Genomic DNA, 22,087 nt, shown 5'->3' on the forward strand with positions numbered 1-22,087 from the left:
AATTATATAAAACCGCAGATGAACGCAGATGAACGCAGATACGGAGTTGTCCGAAATTCTAATAAAAAAAATCCGGCAAAATGGCGCCATACCCTTTCGCGATTTCATGGAAATGGCGCTGTATTACCCCGAGCTTGGATACTACACTTCTTCAAAAGATAAGATAGGAAAAAGAGGGGATTACTACACCAGTTCTAACATCAGCCCTGCCTTTGGCGAAATGCTTGGAAAACAAATCGGGGAGATGTGGAATATCCTTGGAGAAGAAGGGTTCACGGTCGTTGAAATGGGGGCAGGAACCGGACTTCTTTCGTATGATATCCTCTATTATCTTGAGAAAAATCAGCTATACAAGAGCCTTGATTACTGCATCGTGGAAAAAAGTCCTGCGATGCGTGAAAAGCAGAGAAAGAGGCTGGGTGATAGGGTAAGGTGGTGTGATTCCATACACGAGGTTTCAGGCATTACCGGTTGCGTGTTCTCAAACGAGCTTGTGGATGCTTTTCCGGTGCATGCAGTAACTATGGAAAGTGAACTTATGGAAGTGTACGTGGATTATAATAACGATTTTTTCGAGGTTCTGAAACCTGCATCGAAAGAACTTAAAAATTATCTCGCTGAACTCAACGTGGTTTTGCCTTATGGATACAGGACTGAAATAAACCTTGATGCGATAAAATGGATAAAAGAAGTTGCATCTGCCTTAAAAAAAGGATTTGTCATCACTATTGATTACGGCTACCCTTCCTCGGAGTTATATCAGGAGTACAGGAATAAAGGGACGCTCATGTGTTATTATAAACACACTTCAGGTGAAAATCCCTACCAGCACATCGGTGAGCAGGATATAACCTCCCATGTAAATTTCTCGGCATTAGCTCACTTTGGCAGTAAAAATGGAGTGGAGCTCTGCGGATTCACCGACCTGGCGCATTTCTTATTCGGACTTGGTATCGAGGAATATCTGAAAAAATTACAGGAAACCAACCCGCAAGACTATCACAAAAGATTGCTTCAGGTCAAGACTCTAATCATGGAGATGGGCGAGACCTTTAAAGTGCTGATACAGAAAAAAGGTGTAAAGTGCAAAGAGCTATCGGGGGTAAAGTTTCAAAGTCGTTGGAAGATGTAGTAGAGTAAAAAAGAAAAATTAAAATAAAAATTTAAAATGTTATTTTTAGAAGATTAAACTCATCGGTTCTTCGCAGCAAACAACATTCCCGGCACTGTCTGAAACGCATACGACTTCGCATCCGCAGACATCGCAGACATATGCCATGCCTCTCTCTGCTTTCTTAGCCTTCTTTGCCTGTACTTTCTTTTTTGCTTTGGGTTTTGCGGTCTTTGCAACTGTTTTAGCACTTGCCATAATTTTACCTCTCTCCTTCCACCATGAAGACGAAGATGATATGGTGGATTTTGATGCTTTTTTCTTTGCCATACTCTTACCTCCATTAAATCTATATAGAAAATTAATTAACAATACTATAATTTATACGTATCGGTCAAAAGTCTTAATTATCTTGCATCGTATAATACAAATCATGGCGGATGAAAAGGTTAATGAAATCGTTGCACTCTTAAAAAAGAATTACCCTGATGTCAAGATCGCTCTTGATTTTTCAAATCCTCTGGAGTTGCTGATCGCCACCATTCTCTCTGCTCAGAGCACGGACAAACAGATAAATAAAGTCACAAAGACCCTCTTCAAAAAGTACAGGACGCCACAGGATTATGTAAAAACTCCGCAGGAAGAACTTGAAAAGGACATCTATTCTACGGGTTTTTACAGGAATAAGACAAAGAACATAAAAAAACTGTGCGAGATTCTGGTTAATGATTTCAACTCAAAAGTTCCTGACACCATGGAAGACCTGATTACGCTGCCTGGCGTGGCAAGAAAAACTGCGAACATCGTATTATCAAGCGCATTCGGGAAGCGAGAGGGAATTGCAGTGGACACGCATGTGAAAAGGGTTTCTGCAAGACTTGGGTTCACCAAGAACACGGATCCAGATAAAATCGAAAAAGACCTTATGAAGACCGTTCCAAGAAACGAGTGGGATATTTTTGCGCTCCGGCTGATTCAGCATGGAAGAGAGATTTGCATTGCCAAAAAACCAAAGTGCGAGATATGCTTTTTGAACAAGGTCTGTCCGAGCGCGTTTACCTTCGGATGATGTTTATGACGCTTGAGGAATACCAGAAACACAGGGATTTTTCAAAATCGCCCGAACCAAAAGGCGGCGGGAAAAGAAGTGGTGGGAATATTTTCGTAGTGCACGAACACGACGCTTCGCACCTGCATTATGACCTGCGCCTTGCGATGGGCGGTGTCTTGCGTTCATGGGCTGTGCCGAAGGAGCCGCCGGACAAGGAGGGCGTCAAGCGTCTTGCCATCCAGGCAGAAGACCATCCCCTTGAGTATGCAGACTTTGAGGGCATAATTCCTGAAGGTATGTACGGGGCCGGGACAGTGCGCATCTGGGATAAAGGCGAGTTCAATCTTGAAAAAGATGTGGGCGATGAACTGCTCTTTGAACTTAAAGGACGAAAGCTAATGGGCAAGTACGCCCTGATAAAAACAAGGTTCAGAGGAAAGGATTCCTGGCTCTTCTTTAAAAGGAAATGAAAACATGTGGCCTGACATGGCAAAATTCGGGAAGAGACTCGTTGAGCACGGGCTTGTGGAGTCGCATTTCGGGAATATCAGTGTCCGCACAGGAAGCGAAATGCTCATAACCAAAACCAGGTCTCCTCTTGATGGGATATCCGGGAAAAGTGTTGTGGAGGTGGATATAGATAAGCCTTCGAGCCTCGATAATATCGCATCATCAGAGGTGACAGTTCACAGGTCGATAACAAATACACTTCGGCGCTTGCGGTTATCCATGCTCATCCACTTTTTGCTGTTGTTGAGTCGCTGCTTGCTGAAGAAGATAAGATTGTTCCGGTAAATATCGAAGGGCAGTACTTCCTGCTTGAGATTCCTGTAGTGAGAGGCGTCGCAGGGACGCCAGAGCTTGCGAAAAGCACTTCAGACGCGTTAAGAGACCACAAAGGGGCTATCATTTTCGGACATGGCATTTTTGCAGTTGGAAAAGCACTTGAGGAAGCTTATTTTATTACGGCACAGATAGAGCATAGCTGTAAGTTGAAGTATTACTTCGATCTTGCGAAGAAAATAATCCAATCGAGGGCGCGCCCGCGTGAGGGCGGGGGGCAGGCTTGATGGGGAAGGTCGCTGGTTTTGGTTGGGTTAAATGTATACTTCTTCAAAAAAGTACTTCGGCAAGAAGTATACGTGCTAATAGAAAATAAGGTAATCATGCTACAAAGCATCGATACAATAAAGATTTTAATAGCTCAAAGTTTTCCGATGTCTTCTTTCCATAGCAGAGGGAAATCCCATATGAATTTGTTCATCAATTGCTTGCATTCATCATTGTTCAAATCGACTACCAGAACACCCTGAGATTCCATAAATTCCCTGGCGCCTGCGAAGGTCTCAGATTCTCCTACAATGACTTTCTTAATCCCAAACTGGACGATCGCTCCGGCGCAAAGATAACAGGGCATCAATGTGGAATAAAGAACTGTCCCGCTGTATCTGCCAATTCTTCCGGCATTACGCAGGCAATCAATTTCCGCATGCATTATCGGGTCATTATCCTGAACGCGTCTGTTGTGTCCTCTCCCGACAATTTTCCCATCCTTCACAAGGATGGAACCGATTGGAATTCCACCCTCACCTAACCCCTTTTTGGCTTCTTCAATAGCCGCTTCAATATAGACATCCATAACTGACTTCTCTCTTCGATATTTGCCTGAATATCTTTTATGTTTATCGCTTAAATGCTATTTTATTCACAGCAAATATAACTATCAGATAGGCAAGCGTCCTGATTATTATTAACATACTTACTATCCTTTGTGCAAGGCCGAGCAGTGTTGCAAGATGCGAAACGCCAAAGAGCCCGAAGGCTACACCAACATAAAGAGGCACCTTATCGTTGCTCTTTTTATAGCCCCAATAGCCCAAGACCAGTATTATTACGCTGAGCACCAGATTTACTGCGGTGATCGGATCCCATATAAATGCCATTTCTCATCACCTCCTCTTGTTTAAATCCAATAATTTCTAACATATACTCCAGATTTTTTAATGTGAGGCGTAATGTATCTGAGCAGCAATGGGGTAATCGCGATAGTTACTATCAGATCGCCGATGAGCCAGCTGGCGAATATATCAGGAGCATTATTCCATGAAATAATCCCGCCCACTGCAAGCGTACTTGCACCCCATCCAGCCCCCACAAGATTATTTAACACCACGCCAAAAACCAGGAATATTAAAAAGTCCCTCTGTGTTTTAAGAACCGCATCTGCACCTAATGTCCTGAAGGCTATCAATGGTATCAAAACCTGCCAGAAATCGGCTAAAGACCAATAGACATTGACACTGGGTGGCAGACCTGTTGTGCTCATCCCGGCTCCTATAAAACATCCAATATATGCTGCAATTGCGCCCCAAACCCCAAACCATAGCGCAAAGGCAATCATGAAGGCAACTGCAAAGTATAATCCTGAAACTCCCTGGGCAATCTGCCAGGTAATTACGGCAAAACGCGACAAAAGCGAATTTATTATAGTAATTATTATTAAAATTATCAGATAAGTATATAATGACTTTTGGTTCTGATTACCTCCAATATTCAATTTTACCACATCCACACTATATGGGATTCCACGTGAAATTCGTCCCTTAATGTCCCAATTTTAATATTATTGTTTAAAGTTAATAAGACTTTGTATTATGCTGCTGGTGGTATGATTGACAAAAAATAGGGTAGCTTTCGCTCTCTTCTCCGAAGCATTACCCCTTCTTTCTGAGCGGGATTACGGTTATTAGCCGCGAACTGGGTACGAACTTGATACGAACCCAATTCATCTGTGGTTGTGCTGCGGCGCCGCCCTGTCATCGAGCCGGAGGAGCGCCTGCATGAGGGAGGGGCGATGTGGGTTTCTGCAGTTCCATACACGAATATAAAGGTCGCTGAATAACTTTTGATAATCCTTTCGGTCCTAATCTGCTTTGTCAGCAAGTTAAATATATGTTTGAACATATGTTGACATATGGCAACCAAGACGATAACAATAAAGGAAGATATTTACAAAATGCTTCTCTCTATAAAGGGAACAAATGAGAGCTTCAGCAATTTCTTCGAGCGCCTGGTGAAATCCCGCAGTAACATCGATAAACTCAGGGAATTGAGGGGTTCTGTTGAGTTTATGAACAAGGAAGCTCTTTTGGGAGAGTTATCCGTGAAAAGAAGGGAGACAAGATATTGATTCTTGTTGATACTGATGTACTGATCGAAATCCTTGATAAGAACTCGAAGAAAGGAGATGAAGCGTTGAGGAAAATCGAGGATGCCGGAGAAGATATTAGCCTCACATCTTTAAATCTCCATGAAATTCTTTTCGGTCTGTATAAGTATGCTGATAACAAAAAGATAGAGAACGTAAAATTTCTCGAAGTTATTGATTTCACCAAGAACGATGCAATTCTCTCCGCAAAGCTTGAGGTGAAAGCCGAGAAGAGAGGTGAAAAGATTCCGAGGTTTGATGCAATGATCGCAGCGGTTGCGATAAACCGGGGTTTTAAGCTGTTTACTTTCAATAAAGACCACTTTGAAGGATTTGATGAGCTAATGCTGTTTTAGGGGCGGCGCCGCCCTGTCATCGAGCCGGAGGGCGCGCATGCGTGGAGGCGGCAGGCTTGATGGGGTTTACCCTGTAAACCTGTTAGTACGATTACACTTCAAGTATTCTGCTCTTGTAATTTCTCTTGCAACCACAAATTTAAAAGAGTGTCCGGTGATACACCGTGCTGCCTGGCAAATTCCTGAACCTTTGCTGATAATTTATTGTCAACTGCATAGTATGTAACTTCGGATTTAATATCAACTTCAAATTCGGCTGGTTTTGTTTCTTCCCAGTGCTCGGCAAGGTCATGCTTGTCCCAATACTCACCGATTTCTTTGTAGCTCTGTGCTTTCGATATTGAACTTTTATTTTTGCTCATATTTCTTCCGTTCTGCACGTGCAATTGTATCAAGATTCTTAATAATTCTATATATACTCGTAAATTCTACCTAATTCGCCATCAGACAAATCGTATTTATTTGTAATGTCGTTAATTATGTTTATGAATTTTTTATTACCTTTAAGGTATCTATATGTACTATCATATAATTCACTTGGAAACATATACTTCTTCTCGAAAAGAGGCCCTTCTAGTTTCCATTTATCATTGTTACGGAATTTAACAGTCGCTACAACAAAATCGTTTAAGCAACGATTATTAAAATTCCATGCTGGATCTTTTCTGGTTGCAGATAAGCCATGTTGAACGTGTAATCTTAAGCTTAATGATGATTGCTCCTCTTTTAAATCATAATACTTTAACTCTGCGCCATTGTCTAGCTTAGTCCTAATAAAGTAAATCCATCCAAATTTTGGCTTAGTTTTTTCATTTTTTGGATTGTGTGTCGCAAACCAGATTGCAGTGTATAAATTAGCCACCAAATCTAACCAAGGCGTTTTTATTCCATAATTTTGTAAGAGTGGTCCAACGCTATCTTTTTTAAATCGTTGTTTTTTGAAATCATTTTGAATGGAAGTTATTAATTCTTTGTAAGCTGAATATCGACTTTTGAATAATTCCTTAGTTATATCCTCTCTAAAAAGGCTAGGTATCATGGTACCATCCTTATATTGACCTCGAAGGAAAACTTTTGATGTTGAGTCAGGTTTTGTTATATTTTTTTTGAGATATCCCGCAAATCTAGCAAGAATACGAGGGTCATCTAAATAGAGATACGGGCGTTCTGTTTTTTATCACAATATTTTATTGTAAATTTTTCAGTTAAATTTTTAAAAGATGCAAATCTTTCCATGTAATTGATAGTTTGCTCTCCTGCCTTCCTCATTCCAGCTTCTCCTGCACCGCTTTCTCCTCCCCATTCTCTTCCTTCGCCAGCGTCGCCACCCCAACCACCCTGTCCTTCTCCTTAACATCCATTATCGTAACTCCCTGCGTGTTCCTGCCCTGCACGCGAATCCCGCTCACTGGCACGCGGATGACGATGCCGTTCGAGGTCGTCACCATTATCTCATCGTCCTCATGAACGCTCCTGATATCCACAACATTGCCGTTCCTCACGTTCACGTCGATGGTAATCACACCCTGCCCACCCCTGTTCGAGGTGCGGTACTCCTCAAATCCCGTGCGCTTCCCGTAGCCGTTCTCGGTCACAGTGAGAAGCGTCGCTCCCTCTTCCACCACTGCCATGCTCACCACATCGTCCTCGCCCACAAGTTTCATGCCCCTGACGCCGTATGCACCGCGCCCCATGTCCCGAACACCAGTTTCGTTGAACCTGATGGCTTTGCCGTGCTTTGTGCCGATTACTACCTCCCGGCTGCCATCAGTGAGCTTCACGGAAACAAGCTTATCCCCTTCATCCAGCGATATGGCAATAATCCCTGTCTTCCTTGGATTTGAGAACTCTGAGAGCGCTGTCTTCTTGGCTGTCCCTTTCTTTGTTACCATCAAGAGATAGTGCTTGTCATCGAATTTGCTGATGGGAATATAGGCGTTAATCTTCTCTCCCTGCTCAATCTGGAGCAGATTCACTATCGCTGTTCCCCGCGCCTGCCTCCCTGCCTCGGGTATCGCATATACTTTCAGCCAGTACACCTTGCCTTTGTCCGTGAAGAAAAGAATATAGTCGTGCGTGTTGCCGATGAAAAGGTCGCTTACGAAATCCTCTTCTTTTGTCTCCATGCCCACAACGCCCTTCCCGCCGCGGCGCTGCTGCTTGTACGCATCCACGGCGATGCGCTTGATATACCCACTGTTCGTGATTGTGATGACGTCATCCTCTTTCGGGATGAGGTCTTCGGTTACGAGTTCCCCTGTACTCTCGATGATCTCGGTCCGCCTTTTATCTGCGAATCGTGCCCTGAGGTCGGAAAGCTCTGATTTTATCAAAGCAAGTATCTTGATTTCGCTTGCCAGGAGGTCCTTGAGCCAGGCAATCGTTTTTAAAAGCTCGCTGTATTCAGCGTCTATCTTCTCGCGCTCTAAGCCAGTGAGGCGTTGAAGCCTCATATCAAGGATAGCCTTTGCCTGCTCTTCGCTCAGGCTGAACTTTGCGATAAGACCTACACGCGCATCATCCGGTGTCTTTGAAGCTTTTATGAGTTTAATAACCGCATCGATATTGTCAAGTGCAATTATCAAACCTTCGAGGATATGGGCACGCTGCTGTGCCTTTTTGAGCTCAAACTGGCTTCTTCTTATTATTACATTCTTCCTGTGTGAAATATACTGGACAATTATTTCTTTTAACGGAAGAACAATTGGCCTCCCATCGACAAGTGCAAGGTTGATAACGCCAAAAGTGGTCTCAAGCTGGGTATGCGAATACAACTGGTTCAAAATGATGTTCGCCTGCGCCTGTCTTGATACTTCCATTACTATGCGGATACCATCTTTATCAGATTCATCACGAAGGTCGGTTATCCCCGCAATTTTCTTGTCCCTCACAAGACCTGCAATATCCTCTATCAATTTTGCCTTATTCACCTGATAGGGGAGCTCATTAACAATTATCTGTTCCTTGTTCTTTTCTTCCTCGATTATTGCACGGGCGCGCATCTTGATTGAGCCACGACCGAATTGGTACGCATCCTGAATTCCCTGCCGTCCGTATATGAATCCAGCTGTGGGAAAATCAGGCCCTTTGACAGCGGTCATGAGTTCTTTCCATTCGACAGCAGGATTATCTATGACCATAATAATTCCGTCAATAACCTCCCCAAGATTATGAGGCGGCATGTTGGTCGCCATGCCGACCGCGATGCCTGTCGAACCGTTGATGAGGAGGTTGGGAAGCTTACATGGGAGAACTGAAGGCTCTTTTAATGAATCATCGTAGTTGGGTACGAAATCAACGGTTTCTTTGTCTATGTCCCCGAGTATCTCATCTGCTATTTTTCCGAGCCTGACTTCAGTGTATCGCATCGCTGCTGCACTATCTCCATCAATACTACCGAAGTTGCCCTGCCCGTCGATAAGCGGATAACGAAGCGAAAACTCCTGTACCATCCTTACGAGAGAATCGTAAACAGCGATATCACCATGCGGGTGGTATTTACCCAGAACATCTCCCACGATTCTTGCGGATTTCTTGTATGGTTTGTCATGGGTCATCCCCTGCTCGTTCATCGCATAGAGGATGCGGCGATGAACGGGTTTCAAGCCATCCCTGACGTCTGGAAGCGCGCGCCCCACAATGACACTCATGGCATAATCGATATAGGAGCGCTTCATCTCGTCCTCGATATTTACCGGGGTGATTTTTTCAACTACAAGTTTCTGCTGTGTGTCTTTGGGTTCTGGGTCGGTCATGGTATCAGCTCAAATCGATATAAGTTAAATATTTATTAATTGTGAAATTAGGCCATCTTTCCGCTTCTTTCATCATAAATTTCAATTCCCTCTTCTTCAATGGTCATTATGAAATCCATTTTTTCTTTTTTCATAGTTTCAAGCTCTAAAGGAGAATAAACCAGAGGTTCAAGCGTAAGGAGAGTATTGTTCAGCTTTATTACATCTGCAATCCTATCTATGAACCTTTTAGAGGTTTCTTTTATCAACATGAGGTCTATATCGCTGCCTTCATGCGCTTCTCCTCTTGCGTAAGAACCAAAAAGCACAATTTTCTGTGGAGCATAGTTGCTGATTATGCTCTGGATGATATCGGTGAATGCGTCCTGAATTTTTTTATCTTTTGAAATTTGTGCGATGTTTAAAGGCATTGTGAATCAGCTCTGGAGTCGCACTGTGGGAGGACGCACACACATATGCTTTCGGGCGCATACATGGATACCCGAGAAACTAATCTGCGTTCATCTGCGTTTATCTGCGGTTTTTTATTTAATTTAAATATATTATCCATAAATGACCTTTCCTTTTTTCATGACGGAAGTAATAAATGCCGCAGATGCATTTTTCCATTTTTCAACTTCCTGCGGAGTGTAAACGATAATTTCTTTAGGTATTCTTATGTCCTGAAGCAATTTTCTTATCCTTGTCACTCTCGTGTGCATCGGTTCTTTTGTTGGAAGGATTACTAACAAATCCAAGTCGCTATCTTTTGTAGGGGTTCCATAAGCGCATGAACCAAAAAGGATTATTTTTTCGGGATGGACGGCGCTGACGATGCGGTCTTTGATTTCCTGGATTAGTTCTTCGGTTATTGGTTGCATGATTCTACTCACAAAGTTACGTAAACTCTGTCCATTGCTATTTCTAAAATAAAATTGTAAGGCCAATCCTTACTAAACACCATATCTCCATCAAAATCTATCCGCACCTGTTGTAGATTAAGTCGAAGTAAGTTTTTTTTGCCTTCCCTTTTTAATGATTTTAAGATGTTTATAGTATTAGGATGCAGTTGATATTTCAATCGATCGACATGAGTATGTTGATGTGGCAAATCAATGACATTTGATATGTTAATTTCACCTAATTCACCAAAATTCTCTAAATAAAGATTCATATGGATTTTTTTGACTTTTAAATTAAATAGACTGTGATTTGTAATAAAAAACCTAAATTCTAAATTAGGCGATGGAACATTGTCTCCAGCCTGGATATATGTTTCATAAGGGCTATGAAGATTAAAATCAATCATCGATTTATAGTCATGTGAATTCTCCTCGCTAATATTTTTCAAGCGAGTTAGTTCTTCTTCCCATATTTTAAGTTGTTTTTCTTTCACATCCAAGTCATTCTTTTTTTTATCTAAATCAAAATATTTCTTAAAATAAGAATATACTCTATAAATAATAGAAATTGGAAATGATGTCCAATCGACCATATTCACACATCCAAATTCCTTACATCCTTCGCATGCCTCTCGATGAACTCCCGCCTCGGCTCCACCTTATCGCCCATAAGTATCGTAAAAATCTCATCAGCCTTTATCGCATCCTCAAGCGAGACCTTGAGCATCGTCCTTGTCCCGGGGTTCATCGTGGTATCCCAGAGCTGCTGCGGGTTCATCTCACCAAGACCCTTGTAGCGCTGCATAGCAATACCCTCCCTTCCTATCTCGGCTAATTTCTTATTGAGTTCATCTTCATTATACACGTAAAACTCGGACTTTCCCTTCTTGACCTTGAAAAGCGGAGGCTGAGCAATATATACAAAACCCATGTCAATAAGCTGGCGCATGTACCTGTAAAATAAAGTAAGTAAAAGCGTCCTGATATGGCTTCCATCAACATCGGCATCTGTCATTATGATAATCCTGTGATAGCGGGCTTTATTAATATCGAATTCCTCTCCCTCGCCTATGCCCGCGCCTATGGCTGTTATTAGCGCGCGTATCTCCTCATTCTTCAGTATCTTGGTAAGGCGCGCCTTCTCCACGTTCAATATCTTGCCACGCAAAGGAAGTATCGCCTGGAACTTTCGGTCGCGTCCCTGCTTTGCGCTTCCACCTGCGGAATCACCCTCCACGATATATATCTCGCTCTTTGCCGGGTCTTTCTCTGAGCAGTCAGCCAATTTTCCAGGGAGCGAGCTAACCTCAAGTGCGTTCTTTCTCCGCGTGAGCTCGCGCGCCTTCCTTGCAGCTTCCCTCGCCTCGGCTGCTTCAAGCGCTTTTGAAAGAATGTTCTTTGCTGCGGCTGGGTTTTCTTCAAGGAACTCCGATAACCCTTCTGAAACAAGCGTCTCAACGATGCCCTTGATGTCGCTGTTGCCGAGTTTTGTCTTGGTCTGTCCCTCGAACTGGGGATTTGTGAGCTTGACGTTGATTATTGCGGTTAATCCCTCTCTCGCGTCCTCTCCTGACAGCTTTTCCTCGCCTTTCAGGAGCCCCTTTGATTTAGCATAATCGTTGGACACCTTGGTGAGGGCAGCCTTGAATCCCGCAAGATGAGTCCCTCCTTCGTGCGTGTTTATATCATTGGCAAAAGTATAGACGTTCTCGGTATAGCTATCGTTATACTGCATTGCGATTTCCACTATTGTGGAATCCTTTTGCTTCTGGAAATAGATTGGCTTCTCGTGCAGCAGGTTTTTGTTCTTGTTCAGGAACTCAACAAACGATACAATGCCTCCTTCGTACTGGAACACCTGCTCTTTCTGGGAAAAATCATCTTTGATTGAGATTTTCAGCCCTTTATTGAGGAACGCAAGCTCACGAAGTCGTCCTGCTATTATTTCAATATCGAACTGAAGCGTTTCGAAAATAGCTTTATCGGGTCTGAATATGACTGTTGTCCCCGTTCCATCGGCTTTACCTATCTCCTCTACTTTGGTAACAGGTTTCCCCTGCTCATACCGCTGCTTGTATAGCTTACCATCCCGTTTGACCTCTACCTCGAGCCATTCTGAGAGAGCGTTAACAACGGATACGCCAACGCCATGGAGACCTCCTGAGACCTTATAGGCGTTATTGTCAAACTTTCCGCCTGCATGGAGCATGGTCATGACAACTTCCAGTGCAGATTTATTATACTTCGGCATGGCTTCGATCGGGATTCCCCTGCCATTATCGATCACCCTGACGCTGTGGTCGGGTCTGATTGTCACCTCGATATTGTTGCAGTAGCCTGCGAGGGCTTCATCTATGCTGTTATCCACCACTTCGTACACTAAATGGTGAAGCCCTCGGGCATCTGTGCTGCCTATGTACATGCTGGGGCGTTTGCGTACTGCCTCAAGCCCTTCAAGCACCTGTATCTGCTCTGCGCCGTATTCATTTTCTGCCATATCAAATTCCTTTATATTCTAGTAAAAATAATTATAAATTTTTTAATTGCATCTAAACATTCCATTCCTTCGACCGCTCAATTCCTTCCGTCTCTAATTGTTCTCAAAGCATATATAGCTTATTGCCTCAATGCATAGCGATTTCAATTTTTATTTCAAAATTAACAATAAAAATAAAACTTTCGCAGATTTTTGTGTTAAATTCATCAAGTTTATTGGATTAATCAGCGAATAATATTTAACAAAAGCGTGTGAATTAATACTCATGGTATATGTTACAGGTTTCAAGTGCTTCAGATGCGGGAGGAAGCATAAGCCCCATGAAATAGAAAGGCTTCCCATACCGAGATGCGAATGCGGCTCCGCAGTTGACGCAGAATACGATTACAAGTCCATACAGAAAGTAATTCTGCGCGATGAATTCATGCGGGATATGCCCACCCACTGGAAATACTGGGCATTTATGCCTGTAAAAGACCTCTCCAAGAAAATAACGATGGGAGAAGGCGGCACTCCCTTACTTTCGAACAAACGTTTGGACAAGAACGGGAGGCTGCTCATAAAATATGAAGCTGTAAACCCCACCGGCTCCTTTAAAGATCGCGGCTCTTCACTTGAAATAACCAAAGCACTTGAGTTCAGAAAACACAGGGTGGCGCTTGCATCCACGGGCAACATGGGAGCTTCCATCGCAGCATATGCAGCATTTGCAGGACTTGAGTGCACGGTATTTATACCTGACATGGTGGGCAGAGAAAAGATTACACAGATAAAAGCCTATGGCGCTGAGGCTATAATTGTTGATGGGGATTATTCCGTCGCAATGAAACGGGCGGAAGAGTATGTTCTTTCCCATGGCGATTCGTTCCTTACAGGCGATTATCCATGGCGCAGTGAAGGCACAAAGACCGTGGGTTTTGAGATAGCAGACCAGTTGTACTGGCATGTGCCCGAGTATGTTGTAGTGCCGGTGGGTAACGGCACCCTGATATGGAGTATTTACGAAGCTTTCCGGGAGCTTGCGCTTGTAGGTATTACTGATAAAATACCGAAGATAGTAGGTGTGCAGGTTGAGAACTGCGCCCCTGTGGTGCATGCATGGGAGAATGAGCTTTCGGAAATAATCCCGGTGCGAAACCCGGATACGATAGCAACAGCCATAGCATGCGGCGACCCAATAGACGGTCTTGCTGCGCTTCGTGCCATCCGGGATTCGGGAGGCTGTGCAATCAAGGTCAGTGATAAGGAGGCGCTTTCTGCAAGAGATAAACTTGCCAGGAACGGCATATTTGTCGAGCCCAGCGGCGCAGTGGCTTATGCGGGTTTTATTAAAAACGAGCTCTGCGGTACGACTGTGTGCCTTGCGACAGGGCACGGATTAAAGGATATGTACGGGATTGCGTGATTATTCCGAAAGTCGCAACAGTATCCCCGACCGCCTCGCCATGATAATCGCCCTGTCCAGTGCAATTAACCCGATGGCGAAATAGAAAATCCCAAGCCCAAACCCGAGCATTATATTTGCCTCCCCAAAACCATAGAACGAACGCATATACTCAAGGAAATACGTAAGCGGAATCGCCCTTGCTACGACCTGAACAGCCTGCGGAAGCACAGAAACAGGATAATAAATCCCGCAGATGAACATCATTATGCCCGTCATTGTCCAAGCAGCCACCTCTGCACGCTGCCCGAACCTGAGTATCGAGATGCAGACCAGAATCCCTACCGATGCCGAGGTCAGGAAAAGCCCTGCCAGAAACACCAGCACCGGCATAACGCCTGCAATCAGGAAATTAAATCCGAAAGCATAGAGACTTATAGCCATCAGGATGATAAACACAAGGCTGCTGCGCAGTATGCCGAACAGCAGCGAACCGATTATCAGGTGGTGCCCCCTCACCGGAGCTATGAATGTGTGCTTTATGCTCTTGCTCCACATATCAAACAGCATTACGTATGCGATATCTATCTGGCAAACCTGGACTATGCTGAATGCGATTGCGCCTATGAGAATGAACGAAATCGTGTTCGGGTCGAGCCTGAAAAAGCTTCCCATAAGACCGATGGACATAAGACCGATAAAAGGCCAGAATAGCACCTCAAAAATGGTGAAGAAATTCCTTTTAGCCATTATCCAGCTTTTGTAAAAGGATGCGGCAATCCTTCCGGATTCGATGGTTGGATTAAACATCTGTCTCTTTTGTTTTCTTTATCGTTAAAGCCAGTTTCATCAATCTATTCACGGTCTTGCGCATACTTTTTAATCCTTCCTCGTCTTCTTTTGCACCTTCTGCGCCTTTATCTTTTGACCAGAAAGTTCCGCCAAGGTTTGCCCCGAATGAACCCCCGCCAACAGGCAGCGCTTCATTTATGACATAAAAATTGAGTATTGCCTGAATCGCAATTTCCTGCCCTCCTATCCTGTCGCCACCTGCGGCAAGAGCAGCACCGGGCTTGTTCAGGATAAAATGCGGCTCCTGTGCGGCAACTGCCCTGCACCTGTCTATTATTACCTTTGTCTGACCGCTGAGCGTTCCCTGGTATACAGGCGTGCCGATTATGAGCGCATCAGCCCATTTGAGTTTCTCATATACCTCCAGCATGTCATCATTGTGGATGCACCCTTTTTTCTCTCGAATGCAGTAATCGCAGTGGATGCAGAAGTTTAATTTTTTCCGCATTGCAGAGAAGTATTCCGTTTCTGCATTGTATTTCTCTTTTGCGTATTCCAGTGCCTCCTGCACGATATAATCTGTTGCGCCTTTTTTTGGGCTGCCGCAAATCCCGTAGAGTTTTATCTTTTCGCCCACGCTGTTTCACCTTTTATGATTATAACCCAAGTTTATCAAATAGTTTGTGACATAATTTTAAGTACAATAATTTTCTAAATATAATCCTTGGAGGCAGTTGCAAGTTGAAAAAAGTTGATATTTACATTATTTTCTTGGAAAAATCCTTCTAAATATCCTGTTTACTTCTTTTCCTTGACGATAGACTTCACAATCAGGAATATCACTAATGCGATGATTATGAAATCGAGGAGCTCCCCCACAAAATCCCCGACCAAGAACCTTATGCTTCCAATATTCAGGGTCGCAGCTCTCCAGTCGCCGCCAGGAAGCAAAGCTGCGATAATCGGCATTATCAGGTCTGTAACAAGGGCAGACACAAGTTTGGTAACTGCTGCACCAATGACAAACGCAACGGCAAGCCCTATCACTCCATACTTGTTCAAAAAGTCTATAAACTCCTGCATGAAGGATTTCTTTTCTTCTACCACATAAATCACACCTGTAACAGATATCGTTTTAATGATATATAGTCATCCGCAAAACATAATCAACCACGGAGGACACGGAGAGCACAGAGAATTGTATTTTGTCTCTGTGTCCTCTGTGAACTCTGCGGTTTATAACTACCCTATATATCTCAAATCCTCATCCGTGGAAGCTGGCATCTGACCCTGCTCCATCTCCCGAAGCTTTGCAACAATCTTTTCCATCTCAGCAGCCCTTTCTTCCAGCGCCTGCATATCCACGTCTATATCAAGAATCTTGCACAGCACCTTCAGTACAGCCTGGGCGCTTTTTGGGTCAACAAGGTAGCCAGAGGTCACTCCCATGAGACATGCAGCATCGATGCCGCGAAGCTCGCTTAAGCCAAGAAGAAGTCCTGATGCGCCGACAATACCTCCGCCGGGTTCGTTCGCCCTGAATTCCACGCCGTATTCTTTAAGCTCCCGCACAAGTTTTATGTTATTTGCAGCGCCAAGAACAACATCAGTTTCAACAAGCTGACCTACGCCGTAGCCTCCGAGTGCATAGATCCGCTCAACCTTGAATTCTTCCGCGATATCGAGGAATACGCCGCATAATTCGTAATGTCCCTCGTTTGTGGCGCTCTGATGGTCGCCAACCAGTATCAGAAGGTCGTGTTTTCCCTTGGACTTATACGCATAGAGTTCATTTCTGACGAGTTTGATAGTGCCGTCATCATTAACCAGTACCTGAGGTGGGAAATGCGGAGAGTAAATCTCCATTATCTTTTTCGCCCCGAGCTCTTCCACCATGTGCTCTGCTACCAGTTTCCCCACATGCCCGACTCCAGGCAGCCCTTCTACAAGTACGGGGTTTTTCAGCCTCGGTTTTTTACTGCGTAAAATGGTTGTTTTAATCATGGTTCTTTTTTGGTTATCCTTCTATATTTGCCATATCTGTCTTCAAGGGAAAATCGTGCCGGTCGGCAATACTTTGTCAAAGAGCCGCACACAGGACAGACTTCTTTCAGCGTGTATCTCCCGCAGGCACATTTTTTTATTTTCGATACCATGTTTAGCTGTTTTGCTCACTATATCTGTGGAACTCGCCGCTTCCGCCTGCCTTTTCAATAATCTTAATCGCTGACTGTGCCGATTTTTTAAGCACGCTCTCAGCTTTTTTATAATCAGGTGCTGTAACATGAATCCTGTACCTTGGCGCTCCGGTATATGCAATTTTCACACCGATATCCTCCCCATCCACACTGCCTGCTGCAATCAAAGCCTTTTTTATGTGCTCGATGCCGTCTGGAAGATAGTTTGTGAGGTCAATATAGCCGGAAATATCCACCTGGGGTTTCTTCAGGTTCTCGTTTGCAACCTTTGCGATAGCCTCGGCAACTTCCTTGCCCACTCCGATCTTTGTTAGTACCGCCACCCCTTCGAGCCTTGATTTCTCAAAAACAGAATAAACGCTGCCGAACTTCCCATAGAATAGCTCTATCAACTTATTCAGGTCTTCGTTTCCAAGTTTTGTGGTTTTAGCCACATACTGTATCCATTTCTCAGCTTTCTGCTCGTTCTTCCACTCCTGTATCTTTTCACGGCGCTGGTGTTCATTCACGTCCTTGAGCGAGAGGTCGATGTGGTGCTTGGCTGTATCCACATACAGTACCTTGCATACTATTTTCTGCCCTTCCCTGACATGGTCCCTGATGTACTTGACCCAGCCCGAAGCTACATCCGAGATATGGATTAAGCCTTCTTTATGCCCGTATTCATCCAGTTCTACAAACGCCCCGAAATCGGTAACCCTCTTAACGCTGCATACAACAAGGTCGTCTGTCTCTGGCCATCCGCTTCTTTCCATTACTCCAGAACCTCAACTATCTGGGTTTTGATGAACGCCTTCCCGCCAGCGGGCTCGGCAAGAGTTCTTCCGCATACAAGGCAGCTTACGGGCGTGCTGGCGCTCCCGAAAATTATCTGCTCGTTCTCGCAGTCATTGCATTTGACTTTTAAAAATCTGCTTTTAGGTTCCATATTCAAGACTCCACAAGTTCAAATTTCCCTGCCCTGAAGCATTTGGGCTTAAGGTGCGCTTTTTTACACTTTGTGCATCTGTACCTCAGGTTTACACGCTTTGTGGGCTTATCTCCGCCCGGCACTTTTGAGAATTTGCCCGAGTTCCCTATGCCAGTATGTCTGTACTTCTGCCTCGATATACGGGTTAATGTCGAAGCCTGTCCCTTCTTTACCCTTTCCACTACATGAGGTGTATGGGTTTTGCAGACAGGACAGTAAGTATTGAAGTTCTTGGGTATTTTCATGAATATCACCTTTTAACTGTAATTTGTTGAGCTGCTTTGCGATTTATTAATGCTTTAGCATTCACTGCCGATAAAACAGCGATATCTTCTTTTGCTAAAGTATAATTGCGTCCATCGATTCCGACAAACGTCGGAATGTCTTTTAGCAAACGCACGACAATGTATTCTTTACTTATATCCTTTTTGCCTTCGGAAGATTCTTTTTCCTTAGTCTCATCTTCACAAATCGTATGAGGAGGTTGTTTTTCTTTTTTGAAGATTTTTTCAAGGAGTTCACCGCGCGATTGCGTTACGAGCGCGAGAAGGCGATTATAGAACTCCCGTTCCTCCTGTGTTAATGAATCGATATCCTGTTTTTCTTTCTGTTTGGATGATGCGCGAAGGGAAGCTTCTTTTATTATCTTGCCCGTCCGCCTCTCGATAATGTTCTCTAATGATTTCCTTGCTGTTTTAATCTCATCTTCAATGATTGCATACTTCGTGCTGTATATGTCCTCAATCCTGCTTTTTTCTTCTTCAAGTTCGTGTATCTGCCTTGCTGCTTTCTCATAGAAATCGCTTTCAAGGGGAACGAGTTTTGATTTCCGTTCATCTCTTAGAATATTGTTAAGGTTGATACTGGATTTTTCAGGCATATTCGGCTGCCCCCCGGCACATCAGGTATACTGCCGCATACTCAGGCAGGGTATTGATACCTTCTGTCACTGTAAAGCTTTTTCCTTTCATCTCGACCACTGAATTTTGAGGTTTCAACGGGGAAATAACTTCTATTTTTATCTCGTTTTCCCCGAATACCACAGCCTCATTGAGCGGCTCAAACTCTGGGAGAAGAGCCAGACTGAGCGGCACAACCCGCATTCCTGAGCCGCCGTGCAGGGATGAAGCCATGCGGATGAGGCGCTTTACATCTGCGGTGACGGGTTCGTCGGTATGGGCGCTGCCAAGATTAATGCTATTCTCTTCTATTGCCTTTTGCACAATTGCATCAAAAATAATTGAATCATCGATGAAACCTTTATTTTCTATCATCTCTAAGCTTTTTGGATTTCGTGCAATTTTTTGTAGGTTTTTTAGTTTTATGGAAGCTTCTGCCTTAAAATCCCACATATCATTTGCTATCAAAACATCACGTATTTTCTCTGTCGCGACTCCGACATCATCTGCAATTTTTAGCAAACCAATTTTGCGATTTTCGTTTTTCATCTGGATTATTCGTTCTACAATATCCACTGGAAGTTTTTCAGAGTATGCATTTTTCAATCTATAGCTCTTGATTAGCTCTATTATGTCATTTATAGCATCCTCGTCATCTTTCTTAGAAATATCCTTCAAAAAATGAATTAAGTATTGACTGATGCGTTTCCCCCACCCAAATCCTCCCGTCACTTCTTCAAAAGAGGCTATCCTTCTTGATGATTGCAATTCTTTTTTCCTGAATTTTCCTGTATCATAAACTTTATGTTTTGCTGGTTTGAACAAAAAATCAATCGATAATCCAGTCCCGCTAACATAATCCACAATCTCCCGCCGCTCTGCGCTTTCAAGCATCATTACCTTCGGGTCTCGGATATGGATATGATACCCACGCCCTCCCGAAAAAGCAATGCTCATGTTATCCTCCGAAAATCCAAAGTCTTCAAGAAGAAAATCAAGAAGCTTGATGGTTTCAGCTTTCACATTGGACAGCATCTCTGCATAAGACTTTGGCTTCTGCGGCAGATGGTCGGCATCAAGGTCAAAAATCAGGTCAGCGCCCTGCCACTGCTTCTCCTTCATGGTAGCTGCGCCCGGAAACCGGTAATATGCTGCGGAATGATACACATGCGCTGGCACCATACTTCCAAGGTACTCAAGCGCTTCGCTTTCTGAGTTAAAAGCCTTGTGTCGTCGCATCACCACCTCGGGCAGCTCGTCAAAAAATATAAAGCCCCATTCGCGCCTTGCCAGCTCCGGCGGCAGGGTAAGCTTGCTGGCTCTATAATAATCCCCGAATCTTTTCCGAAGATACTGTTTTGTCCTGAAGTTCACAGGATTTTATTGTCCTGTAACTTTAAAACCGTAATGTATTTCTTTCCTGCGTATGATGCTTGAGTGTGTACCGTATCGATACAAGGGATTTTAATCTTGACCATACTCTTTCATGCGGTCAGGTTTTCAGATGGGAAAAAAATGACTGGTGGACTGGAGTTGTATCGGGCGAGATTGTAAGGGCAAAACAGGAAGGCGACGAGCTTATAATTGATTCACCTCTTGGCGAGAAATTCATCCGGGATTATTTCAGGCTCGATGACGATATGGATAGAATATATGCGTCCGTCAACAGGGATGAAAAAATAGCATTGCTAATCAAAAAATACAGGGGTTTGCGCCTCATCCGCCAGGATCCATGGGAATGCCTTGTATCGTATATCTGCTCAAGCAATAATACAATCAGGAATATCAAAAATTCAATCCGGCGCATGTGCGAATGCTTTGGAAGGGAAATCGGGAGAGGCTATTATTCATTCCCTGCGCCTGAGGTGCTTGCAGGGCTCGAACTTTGCGACATGGAAGAGTGCAGGCTTGGTTTTCGTGCCCCGCGCGTCCTGAAAATCGCATCCATGATAGAAAACGGCGAATTTGAGCTTTATGGAATAAAAGACCTCCCGTATATGGATGGGCGAAAAGAACTTATAAAAATCGAAGGTGTGGGGAACAAGATTGCTGATTGCGTGCTGCTTTTCGCGTTCGGAAAGCTTGAATCATTCCCTGTTGATACGCATATCGAACAGATAATGGAGAGGTTTTACAGCGACAAGTTCAAAGGTTCCAGGAGTAAAATGAGAGAGGAGATAGCCGGATTTGCGCGAAATTATTTCGGGAAATATTGCGGTTATGCACAGGAATATCTGTATATGGCGGATCTGGGTAAGTTATTGTGATATAATTGGCAAGAACGAGGAATGTGAGGTAAAATGATATGAAAATGCGACTTTTACTCCGACCCGGTGCTTTAGAGCATTTTACTTCAAAGCATCCAGTGACCAAAGAAGAACTTGAAGGAATACTGGACAAGCCGAAGTATGTTAAGAGGGTCAGCAGAAATCGATATGAATTCCTTGGGCGAGGTAAGTCCGGGAGGTATCTCACTATCATTTTAGAGGATATGGGTTTGTTCTACGAAATCGTTACAGTTCGACCTAGTGAAAAGGATGAGAAGGCTTTATATCGGAAAAAGGCAAAGTGATGTTGATGGAGAAAGCAAATATCAAGACATTGAAAGACCTCAATAAATTAAAAATCGGAGAGACCTATGAGGTTGATGAATGGGGACTTGAACCTGAAATAATCGAAGAAAGGGAAGCAAAACTGCTTATCAAGAACAAGCAAATTGAAATTCCAGTGAGTAGGGCAGTGTATAGAAAATTGAAAGGTAAAAAAGTTGTTTTTAAAGTCAGGTAATGGTAGTATCCATTTTCATAGGAACCTTCCTTTCAATCAGAAAGAATAAAATACTGACAGGATATCTAAGGCTGTGCACCTTTGATGAACTGGTTTCATCAAACCGAGGGGCCGTAGGGTAGCTTGGTCCATCCTTCATGCTTGGGGTGCATGAGACCTGAGTTCAAATCTCAGCGGCCCCATGTAACTATATTGCTA

31 protein-coding genes, 1 tRNA gene and 1 pseudogene are annotated in these 22,087 nt (G+C 43.8%); 11 read left to right on the forward strand and 22 right to left on the reverse strand.

The window, feature by feature from the left end; genetic code table 11:
• The first annotated feature begins 28 nt into the window (after nucleotides 1-28).
• Nucleotides 29-1,132 carry an SAM-dependent methyltransferase gene (locus tag O8C68_01600; GenBank protein ID MCZ7394496.1) on the forward strand — a complete coding sequence of 368 codons (1,104 nt, stop codon included), beginning with the start codon at nucleotides 29-31 and terminating at the stop codon, nucleotides 1,130-1,132.
• A 45-nt stretch (nucleotides 1,133-1,177) separates the two neighbouring features.
• Here O8C68_01600 and O8C68_01605 read toward each other — a convergent pair whose 3' ends face one another.
• Nucleotides 1,178-1,441 (reverse strand): hypothetical protein, encoded by a 264-nt coding sequence (locus O8C68_01605; GenBank protein ID MCZ7394497.1) that lies wholly within the window; start codon nucleotides 1,439-1,441, stop codon nucleotides 1,178-1,180.
• Nucleotides 1,442-1,544: 103 nt separating this feature from the next.
• Here O8C68_01605 and nth point away from each other — a divergent pair, with 103 nt between their 5' ends.
• The 3 genes and pseudogenes from nth to O8C68_01620 all read left to right on the forward strand — a co-directional run bounded on the left by nth (nucleotide 1,545) and on the right by O8C68_01620 (nucleotide 3,232).
• Complete coding sequence (gene nth, locus O8C68_01610; GenBank protein MCZ7394498.1) at nucleotides 1,545-2,180, forward strand: endonuclease III; 636 nt, start codon at nucleotides 1,545-1,547, stop codon at nucleotides 2,178-2,180.
• A 5-nt stretch (nucleotides 2,181-2,185) separates the two neighbouring features.
• Nucleotides 2,186-2,632, forward strand: a complete 447-nt coding sequence (locus O8C68_01615; protein ID MCZ7394499.1) for a 3'-phosphoesterase — start codon at nucleotides 2,186-2,188, stop codon at nucleotides 2,630-2,632.
• A gap of 4 nt (nucleotides 2,633-2,636) precedes the next feature.
• Nucleotides 2,637-3,232, forward strand: a pseudogene (locus tag O8C68_01620) (aldolase).
• A 134-nt stretch (nucleotides 3,233-3,366) separates the two neighbouring features.
• On the opposite strand, the gene O8C68_01625 reads toward O8C68_01620, so the two are convergent.
• Genes O8C68_01625 through O8C68_01635 form a run of 3 tightly spaced genes read right to left on the reverse strand, consistent with a single transcriptional unit; the run spans nucleotide 3,367 to nucleotide 4,635 of the window.
• Nucleotides 3,367-3,801: a nucleoside deaminase gene (locus O8C68_01625; GenBank protein MCZ7394500.1), complete on the reverse strand. Its 435-nt coding sequence runs from the start codon at nucleotides 3,799-3,801 to the stop codon at nucleotides 3,367-3,369.
• A gap of 43 nt (nucleotides 3,802-3,844) precedes the next feature.
• Nucleotides 3,845-4,105: a hypothetical protein gene (locus tag O8C68_01630; protein ID MCZ7394501.1), complete on the reverse strand. Its 261-nt coding sequence runs from the start codon at nucleotides 4,103-4,105 to the stop codon at nucleotides 3,845-3,847.
• A 20-nt stretch (nucleotides 4,106-4,125) separates the two neighbouring features.
• A complete protein-coding gene (locus O8C68_01635) occupies nucleotides 4,126-4,635 on the reverse strand; it encodes a hypothetical protein (GenBank protein ID MCZ7394502.1) in 510 nt (169 codons plus the stop codon).
• Between the two features lie 501 nt (nucleotides 4,636-5,136).
• On the opposite strand from O8C68_01635, the gene O8C68_01640 reads away from it, so the two are divergent.
• Both O8C68_01640 and O8C68_01645 read left to right on the forward strand, forming a co-directional pair.
• The gene (locus tag O8C68_01640; GenBank protein MCZ7394503.1) at nucleotides 5,137-5,352 is read left to right on the forward strand and encodes an antitoxin VapB family protein; all 216 of its coding nucleotides are present in this window, start codon (nucleotides 5,137-5,139) and stop codon (nucleotides 5,350-5,352) included.
• Complete coding sequence (locus O8C68_01645) at nucleotides 5,349-5,726, forward strand: type II toxin-antitoxin system VapC family toxin (GenBank protein MCZ7394504.1); 378 nt, start codon at nucleotides 5,349-5,351, stop codon at nucleotides 5,724-5,726. Before O8C68_01640 ends, O8C68_01645 begins: the two co-directional genes overlap by 4 nt.
• Nucleotides 5,727-5,824: 98 nt before the next feature.
• Here O8C68_01645 and O8C68_01650 read toward each other — a convergent pair whose 3' ends face one another.
• The 8 genes from O8C68_01650 to gyrB form a co-directional block, all read right to left on the reverse strand.
• Nucleotides 5,825-6,088 carry a CopG family antitoxin gene (locus O8C68_01650; GenBank protein MCZ7394505.1) on the reverse strand — a complete coding sequence of 88 codons (264 nt, stop codon included), beginning with the start codon at nucleotides 6,086-6,088 and terminating at the stop codon, nucleotides 5,825-5,827.
• Between the two features lie 47 nt (nucleotides 6,089-6,135).
• The gene (locus tag O8C68_01655) at nucleotides 6,136-6,825 is read right to left on the reverse strand and encodes an FRG domain-containing protein (protein MCZ7394506.1); all 690 of its coding nucleotides are present in this window, start codon (nucleotides 6,823-6,825) and stop codon (nucleotides 6,136-6,138) included.
• Nucleotides 6,826-6,872: 47 nt separating this feature from the next.
• Nucleotides 6,873-6,995, reverse strand: coding sequence for a hypothetical protein (locus tag O8C68_01660; protein MCZ7394507.1), 123 nt, complete (start codon nucleotides 6,993-6,995; stop codon nucleotides 6,873-6,875).
• Nucleotides 6,992-9,481 (reverse strand): DNA gyrase subunit A, encoded by a 2,490-nt coding sequence (gene gyrA, locus O8C68_01665; GenBank protein ID MCZ7394508.1) that lies wholly within the window; start codon nucleotides 9,479-9,481, stop codon nucleotides 6,992-6,994. Before gyrA ends, O8C68_01660 begins: the two co-directional genes overlap by 4 nt.
• Nucleotides 9,482-9,528: 47 nt before the next feature.
• Nucleotides 9,529-9,891 carry a nucleotidyltransferase domain-containing protein gene (locus tag O8C68_01670; GenBank protein MCZ7394509.1) on the reverse strand — a complete coding sequence of 121 codons (363 nt, stop codon included), beginning with the start codon at nucleotides 9,889-9,891 and terminating at the stop codon, nucleotides 9,529-9,531.
• A gap of 132 nt (nucleotides 9,892-10,023) precedes the next feature.
• Nucleotides 10,024-10,341 (reverse strand): nucleotidyltransferase domain-containing protein, encoded by a 318-nt coding sequence (locus tag O8C68_01675; protein MCZ7394510.1) that lies wholly within the window; start codon nucleotides 10,339-10,341, stop codon nucleotides 10,024-10,026.
• Between the two features lie 8 nt (nucleotides 10,342-10,349).
• Nucleotides 10,350-10,955, reverse strand: coding sequence for a hypothetical protein (locus tag O8C68_01680; GenBank protein ID MCZ7394511.1), 606 nt, complete (start codon nucleotides 10,953-10,955; stop codon nucleotides 10,350-10,352).
• A gap of 2 nt (nucleotides 10,956-10,957) precedes the next feature.
• Complete coding sequence (gyrB, locus tag O8C68_01685) at nucleotides 10,958-12,859, reverse strand: DNA topoisomerase (ATP-hydrolyzing) subunit B (protein MCZ7394512.1); 1,902 nt, start codon at nucleotides 12,857-12,859, stop codon at nucleotides 10,958-10,960.
• Nucleotides 12,860-13,124: 265 nt separating this feature from the next.
• Between gyrB and thrC the strand changes: the two genes are divergently transcribed.
• The gene (thrC, locus tag O8C68_01690) at nucleotides 13,125-14,264 is read left to right on the forward strand and encodes a threonine synthase (protein ID MCZ7394513.1); all 1,140 of its coding nucleotides are present in this window, start codon (nucleotides 13,125-13,127) and stop codon (nucleotides 14,262-14,264) included.
• On the opposite strand, the gene O8C68_01695 is transcribed toward thrC, so the two are convergent.
• The 10 genes from O8C68_01695 to priS all read right to left on the reverse strand — a co-directional run bounded on the left by O8C68_01695 (nucleotide 14,265) and on the right by priS (nucleotide 20,476).
• Nucleotides 14,265-15,053 (reverse strand): ABC transporter permease, encoded by a 789-nt coding sequence (locus O8C68_01695; GenBank protein MCZ7394514.1) that lies wholly within the window; start codon nucleotides 15,051-15,053, stop codon nucleotides 14,265-14,267. It lies immediately after the preceding gene.
• Entirely contained in the window at nucleotides 15,046-15,672 is a 627-nt protein-coding gene (locus O8C68_01700) for a flavodoxin family protein (protein ID MCZ7394515.1), read from the reverse strand. The genes O8C68_01695 and O8C68_01700 overlap by 8 nt, the downstream gene beginning before the upstream one ends.
• Nucleotides 15,673-15,833: 161 nt before the next feature.
• The gene (locus tag O8C68_01705; protein ID MCZ7394516.1) at nucleotides 15,834-16,142 is read right to left on the reverse strand and encodes an MscL family protein; all 309 of its coding nucleotides are present in this window, start codon (nucleotides 16,140-16,142) and stop codon (nucleotides 15,834-15,836) included.
• Nucleotides 16,143-16,277: 135 nt separating this feature from the next.
• Nucleotides 16,278-17,039, reverse strand: coding sequence for a proteasome assembly chaperone family protein (locus tag O8C68_01710; protein ID MCZ7394517.1), 762 nt, complete (start codon nucleotides 17,037-17,039; stop codon nucleotides 16,278-16,280).
• A complete protein-coding gene (locus O8C68_01715; GenBank protein MCZ7394518.1) occupies nucleotides 17,036-17,191 on the reverse strand; it encodes an RNA-protein complex protein Nop10 in 156 nt (51 codons plus the stop codon). The genes O8C68_01710 and O8C68_01715 overlap by 4 nt, the downstream gene beginning before the upstream one ends.
• A gap of 2 nt (nucleotides 17,192-17,193) precedes the next feature.
• Nucleotides 17,194-17,988: a translation initiation factor IF-2 subunit alpha gene (locus O8C68_01720; GenBank protein MCZ7394519.1), complete on the reverse strand. Its 795-nt coding sequence runs from the start codon at nucleotides 17,986-17,988 to the stop codon at nucleotides 17,194-17,196.
• Nucleotides 17,988-18,161, reverse strand: coding sequence for a 30S ribosomal protein S27e (locus O8C68_01725; protein ID MCZ7394520.1), 174 nt, complete (start codon nucleotides 18,159-18,161; stop codon nucleotides 17,988-17,990). The genes O8C68_01720 and O8C68_01725 overlap by 1 nt, the downstream gene beginning before the upstream one ends.
• A 2-nt stretch (nucleotides 18,162-18,163) precedes the next feature.
• Nucleotides 18,164-18,448 carry a 50S ribosomal protein L44e gene (locus O8C68_01730; GenBank protein MCZ7394521.1) on the reverse strand — a complete coding sequence of 95 codons (285 nt, stop codon included), beginning with the start codon at nucleotides 18,446-18,448 and terminating at the stop codon, nucleotides 18,164-18,166.
• Nucleotides 18,449-18,453: 5 nt separating this feature from the next.
• Nucleotides 18,454-19,083 (reverse strand): hypothetical protein, encoded by a 630-nt coding sequence (locus O8C68_01735; protein ID MCZ7394522.1) that lies wholly within the window; start codon nucleotides 19,081-19,083, stop codon nucleotides 18,454-18,456.
• Nucleotides 19,076-20,476 (reverse strand): DNA primase catalytic subunit PriS, encoded by a 1,401-nt coding sequence (gene priS / locus O8C68_01740; protein ID MCZ7394523.1) that lies wholly within the window; start codon nucleotides 20,474-20,476, stop codon nucleotides 19,076-19,078. Before priS ends, O8C68_01735 begins: the two co-directional genes overlap by 8 nt.
• A gap of 65 nt (nucleotides 20,477-20,541) precedes the next feature.
• Between priS and O8C68_01745 the strand changes: the two genes are divergently transcribed.
• From O8C68_01745 to O8C68_01760, 4 genes are all read left to right on the forward strand, one after another.
• Nucleotides 20,542-21,369, forward strand: coding sequence for a DNA glycosylase (locus O8C68_01745; GenBank protein MCZ7394524.1), 828 nt, complete (start codon nucleotides 20,542-20,544; stop codon nucleotides 21,367-21,369).
• 38 nt (nucleotides 21,370-21,407) lie between these two features.
• On the forward strand, nucleotides 21,408-21,674 hold the full coding sequence (locus tag O8C68_01750) for a hypothetical protein (GenBank protein MCZ7394525.1): 267 nt from the start codon (nucleotides 21,408-21,410) through the stop codon (nucleotides 21,672-21,674).
• A 5-nt stretch (nucleotides 21,675-21,679) separates the two neighbouring features.
• On the forward strand, nucleotides 21,680-21,889 hold the full coding sequence (locus O8C68_01755) for a hypothetical protein (GenBank protein ID MCZ7394526.1): 210 nt from the start codon (nucleotides 21,680-21,682) through the stop codon (nucleotides 21,887-21,889).
• A gap of 107 nt (nucleotides 21,890-21,996) precedes the next feature.
• Nucleotides 21,997-22,071: transfer RNA gene (locus O8C68_01760), tRNA-Pro, on the forward strand.
• The last annotated feature ends 16 nt before the right edge of the window (nucleotides 22,072-22,087 follow it).

The organism is Candidatus Methanoperedens sp. (genome assembly GCA_027460525.1).
GTDB lineage: Archaea > Halobacteriota > Methanosarcinia > Methanosarcinales > Methanoperedenaceae > Methanoperedens.

Excerpts from the sequence above, each read along its gene's own strand:
- O8C68_01695 (MCZ7394514.1), bottom strand. The coding sequence starts at position 15,053 with ATGTTTAATCCAACCATCGAATCCGGAAGGATTGCCGCATCCTTTTAC.
- O8C68_01680 (MCZ7394511.1), bottom strand. The coding sequence starts at position 10,955 with ATGGTCGATTGGACATCATTTCCAATTTCTATTATTTATAGAGTATAT.
- O8C68_01720 (MCZ7394519.1), bottom strand. The coding sequence starts at position 17,988 with ATGGAAAGAAGCGGATGGCCAGAGACAGACGACCTTGTTGTATGCAGC.
- O8C68_01710 (MCZ7394517.1), bottom strand. The coding sequence starts at position 17,039 with ATGATTAAAACAACCATTTTACGCAGTAAAAAACCGAGGCTGAAAAAC.
- O8C68_01625 (MCZ7394500.1), bottom strand. The coding sequence starts at position 3,801 with ATGGATGTCTATATTGAAGCGGCTATTGAAGAAGCCAAAAAGGGGTTA.
- O8C68_01675 (MCZ7394510.1), bottom strand. The coding sequence starts at position 10,341 with ATGCAACCAATAACCGAAGAACTAATCCAGGAAATCAAAGACCGCATC.
- O8C68_01670 (MCZ7394509.1), bottom strand. The coding sequence starts at position 9,891 with ATGCCTTTAAACATCGCACAAATTTCAAAAGATAAAAAAATTCAGGAC.
- O8C68_01630 (MCZ7394501.1), bottom strand. The coding sequence starts at position 4,105 with ATGGCATTTATATGGGATCCGATCACCGCAGTAAATCTGGTGCTCAGC.
- O8C68_01660 (MCZ7394507.1), bottom strand. The coding sequence starts at position 6,995 with ATGAGGAAGGCAGGAGAGCAAACTATCAATTACATGGAAAGATTTGCA.
- O8C68_01615 (MCZ7394499.1), top strand. The coding sequence starts at position 2,186 with ATGACGCTTGAGGAATACCAGAAACACAGGGATTTTTCAAAATCGCCC.
- thrC (MCZ7394513.1), top strand. The coding sequence starts at position 13,125 with ATGGTATATGTTACAGGTTTCAAGTGCTTCAGATGCGGGAGGAAGCAT.
- nth (MCZ7394498.1), top strand. The coding sequence starts at position 1,545 with ATGGCGGATGAAAAGGTTAATGAAATCGTTGCACTCTTAAAAAAGAAT.
- gyrA (MCZ7394508.1), bottom strand. The coding sequence starts at position 9,481 with ATGACCGACCCAGAACCCAAAGACACACAGCAGAAACTTGTAGTTGAA.
- gyrB (MCZ7394512.1), bottom strand. The coding sequence starts at position 12,859 with ATGGCAGAAAATGAATACGGCGCAGAGCAGATACAGGTGCTTGAAGGG.
- O8C68_01715 (MCZ7394518.1), bottom strand. The coding sequence starts at position 17,191 with ATGGTATCGAAAATAAAAAAATGTGCCTGCGGGAGATACACGCTGAAA.
- O8C68_01725 (MCZ7394520.1), bottom strand. The coding sequence starts at position 18,161 with ATGGAACCTAAAAGCAGATTTTTAAAAGTCAAATGCAATGACTGCGAG.
- O8C68_01650 (MCZ7394505.1), bottom strand. The coding sequence starts at position 6,088 with ATGAGCAAAAATAAAAGTTCAATATCGAAAGCACAGAGCTACAAAGAA.
- O8C68_01755 (MCZ7394526.1), top strand. The coding sequence starts at position 21,680 with ATGGAGAAAGCAAATATCAAGACATTGAAAGACCTCAATAAATTAAAA.
- O8C68_01750 (MCZ7394525.1), top strand. The coding sequence starts at position 21,408 with ATGAAAATGCGACTTTTACTCCGACCCGGTGCTTTAGAGCATTTTACT.
- O8C68_01730 (MCZ7394521.1), bottom strand. The coding sequence starts at position 18,448 with ATGAAAATACCCAAGAACTTCAATACTTACTGTCCTGTCTGCAAAACC.
- O8C68_01640 (MCZ7394503.1), top strand. The coding sequence starts at position 5,137 with ATGGCAACCAAGACGATAACAATAAAGGAAGATATTTACAAAATGCTT.
- O8C68_01600 (MCZ7394496.1), top strand. The coding sequence starts at position 29 with ATGAACGCAGATACGGAGTTGTCCGAAATTCTAATAAAAAAAATCCGG.
- O8C68_01605 (MCZ7394497.1), bottom strand. The coding sequence starts at position 1,441 with ATGGCAAAGAAAAAAGCATCAAAATCCACCATATCATCTTCGTCTTCA.
- O8C68_01735 (MCZ7394522.1), bottom strand. The coding sequence starts at position 19,083 with ATGCCTGAAAAATCCAGTATCAACCTTAACAATATTCTAAGAGATGAA.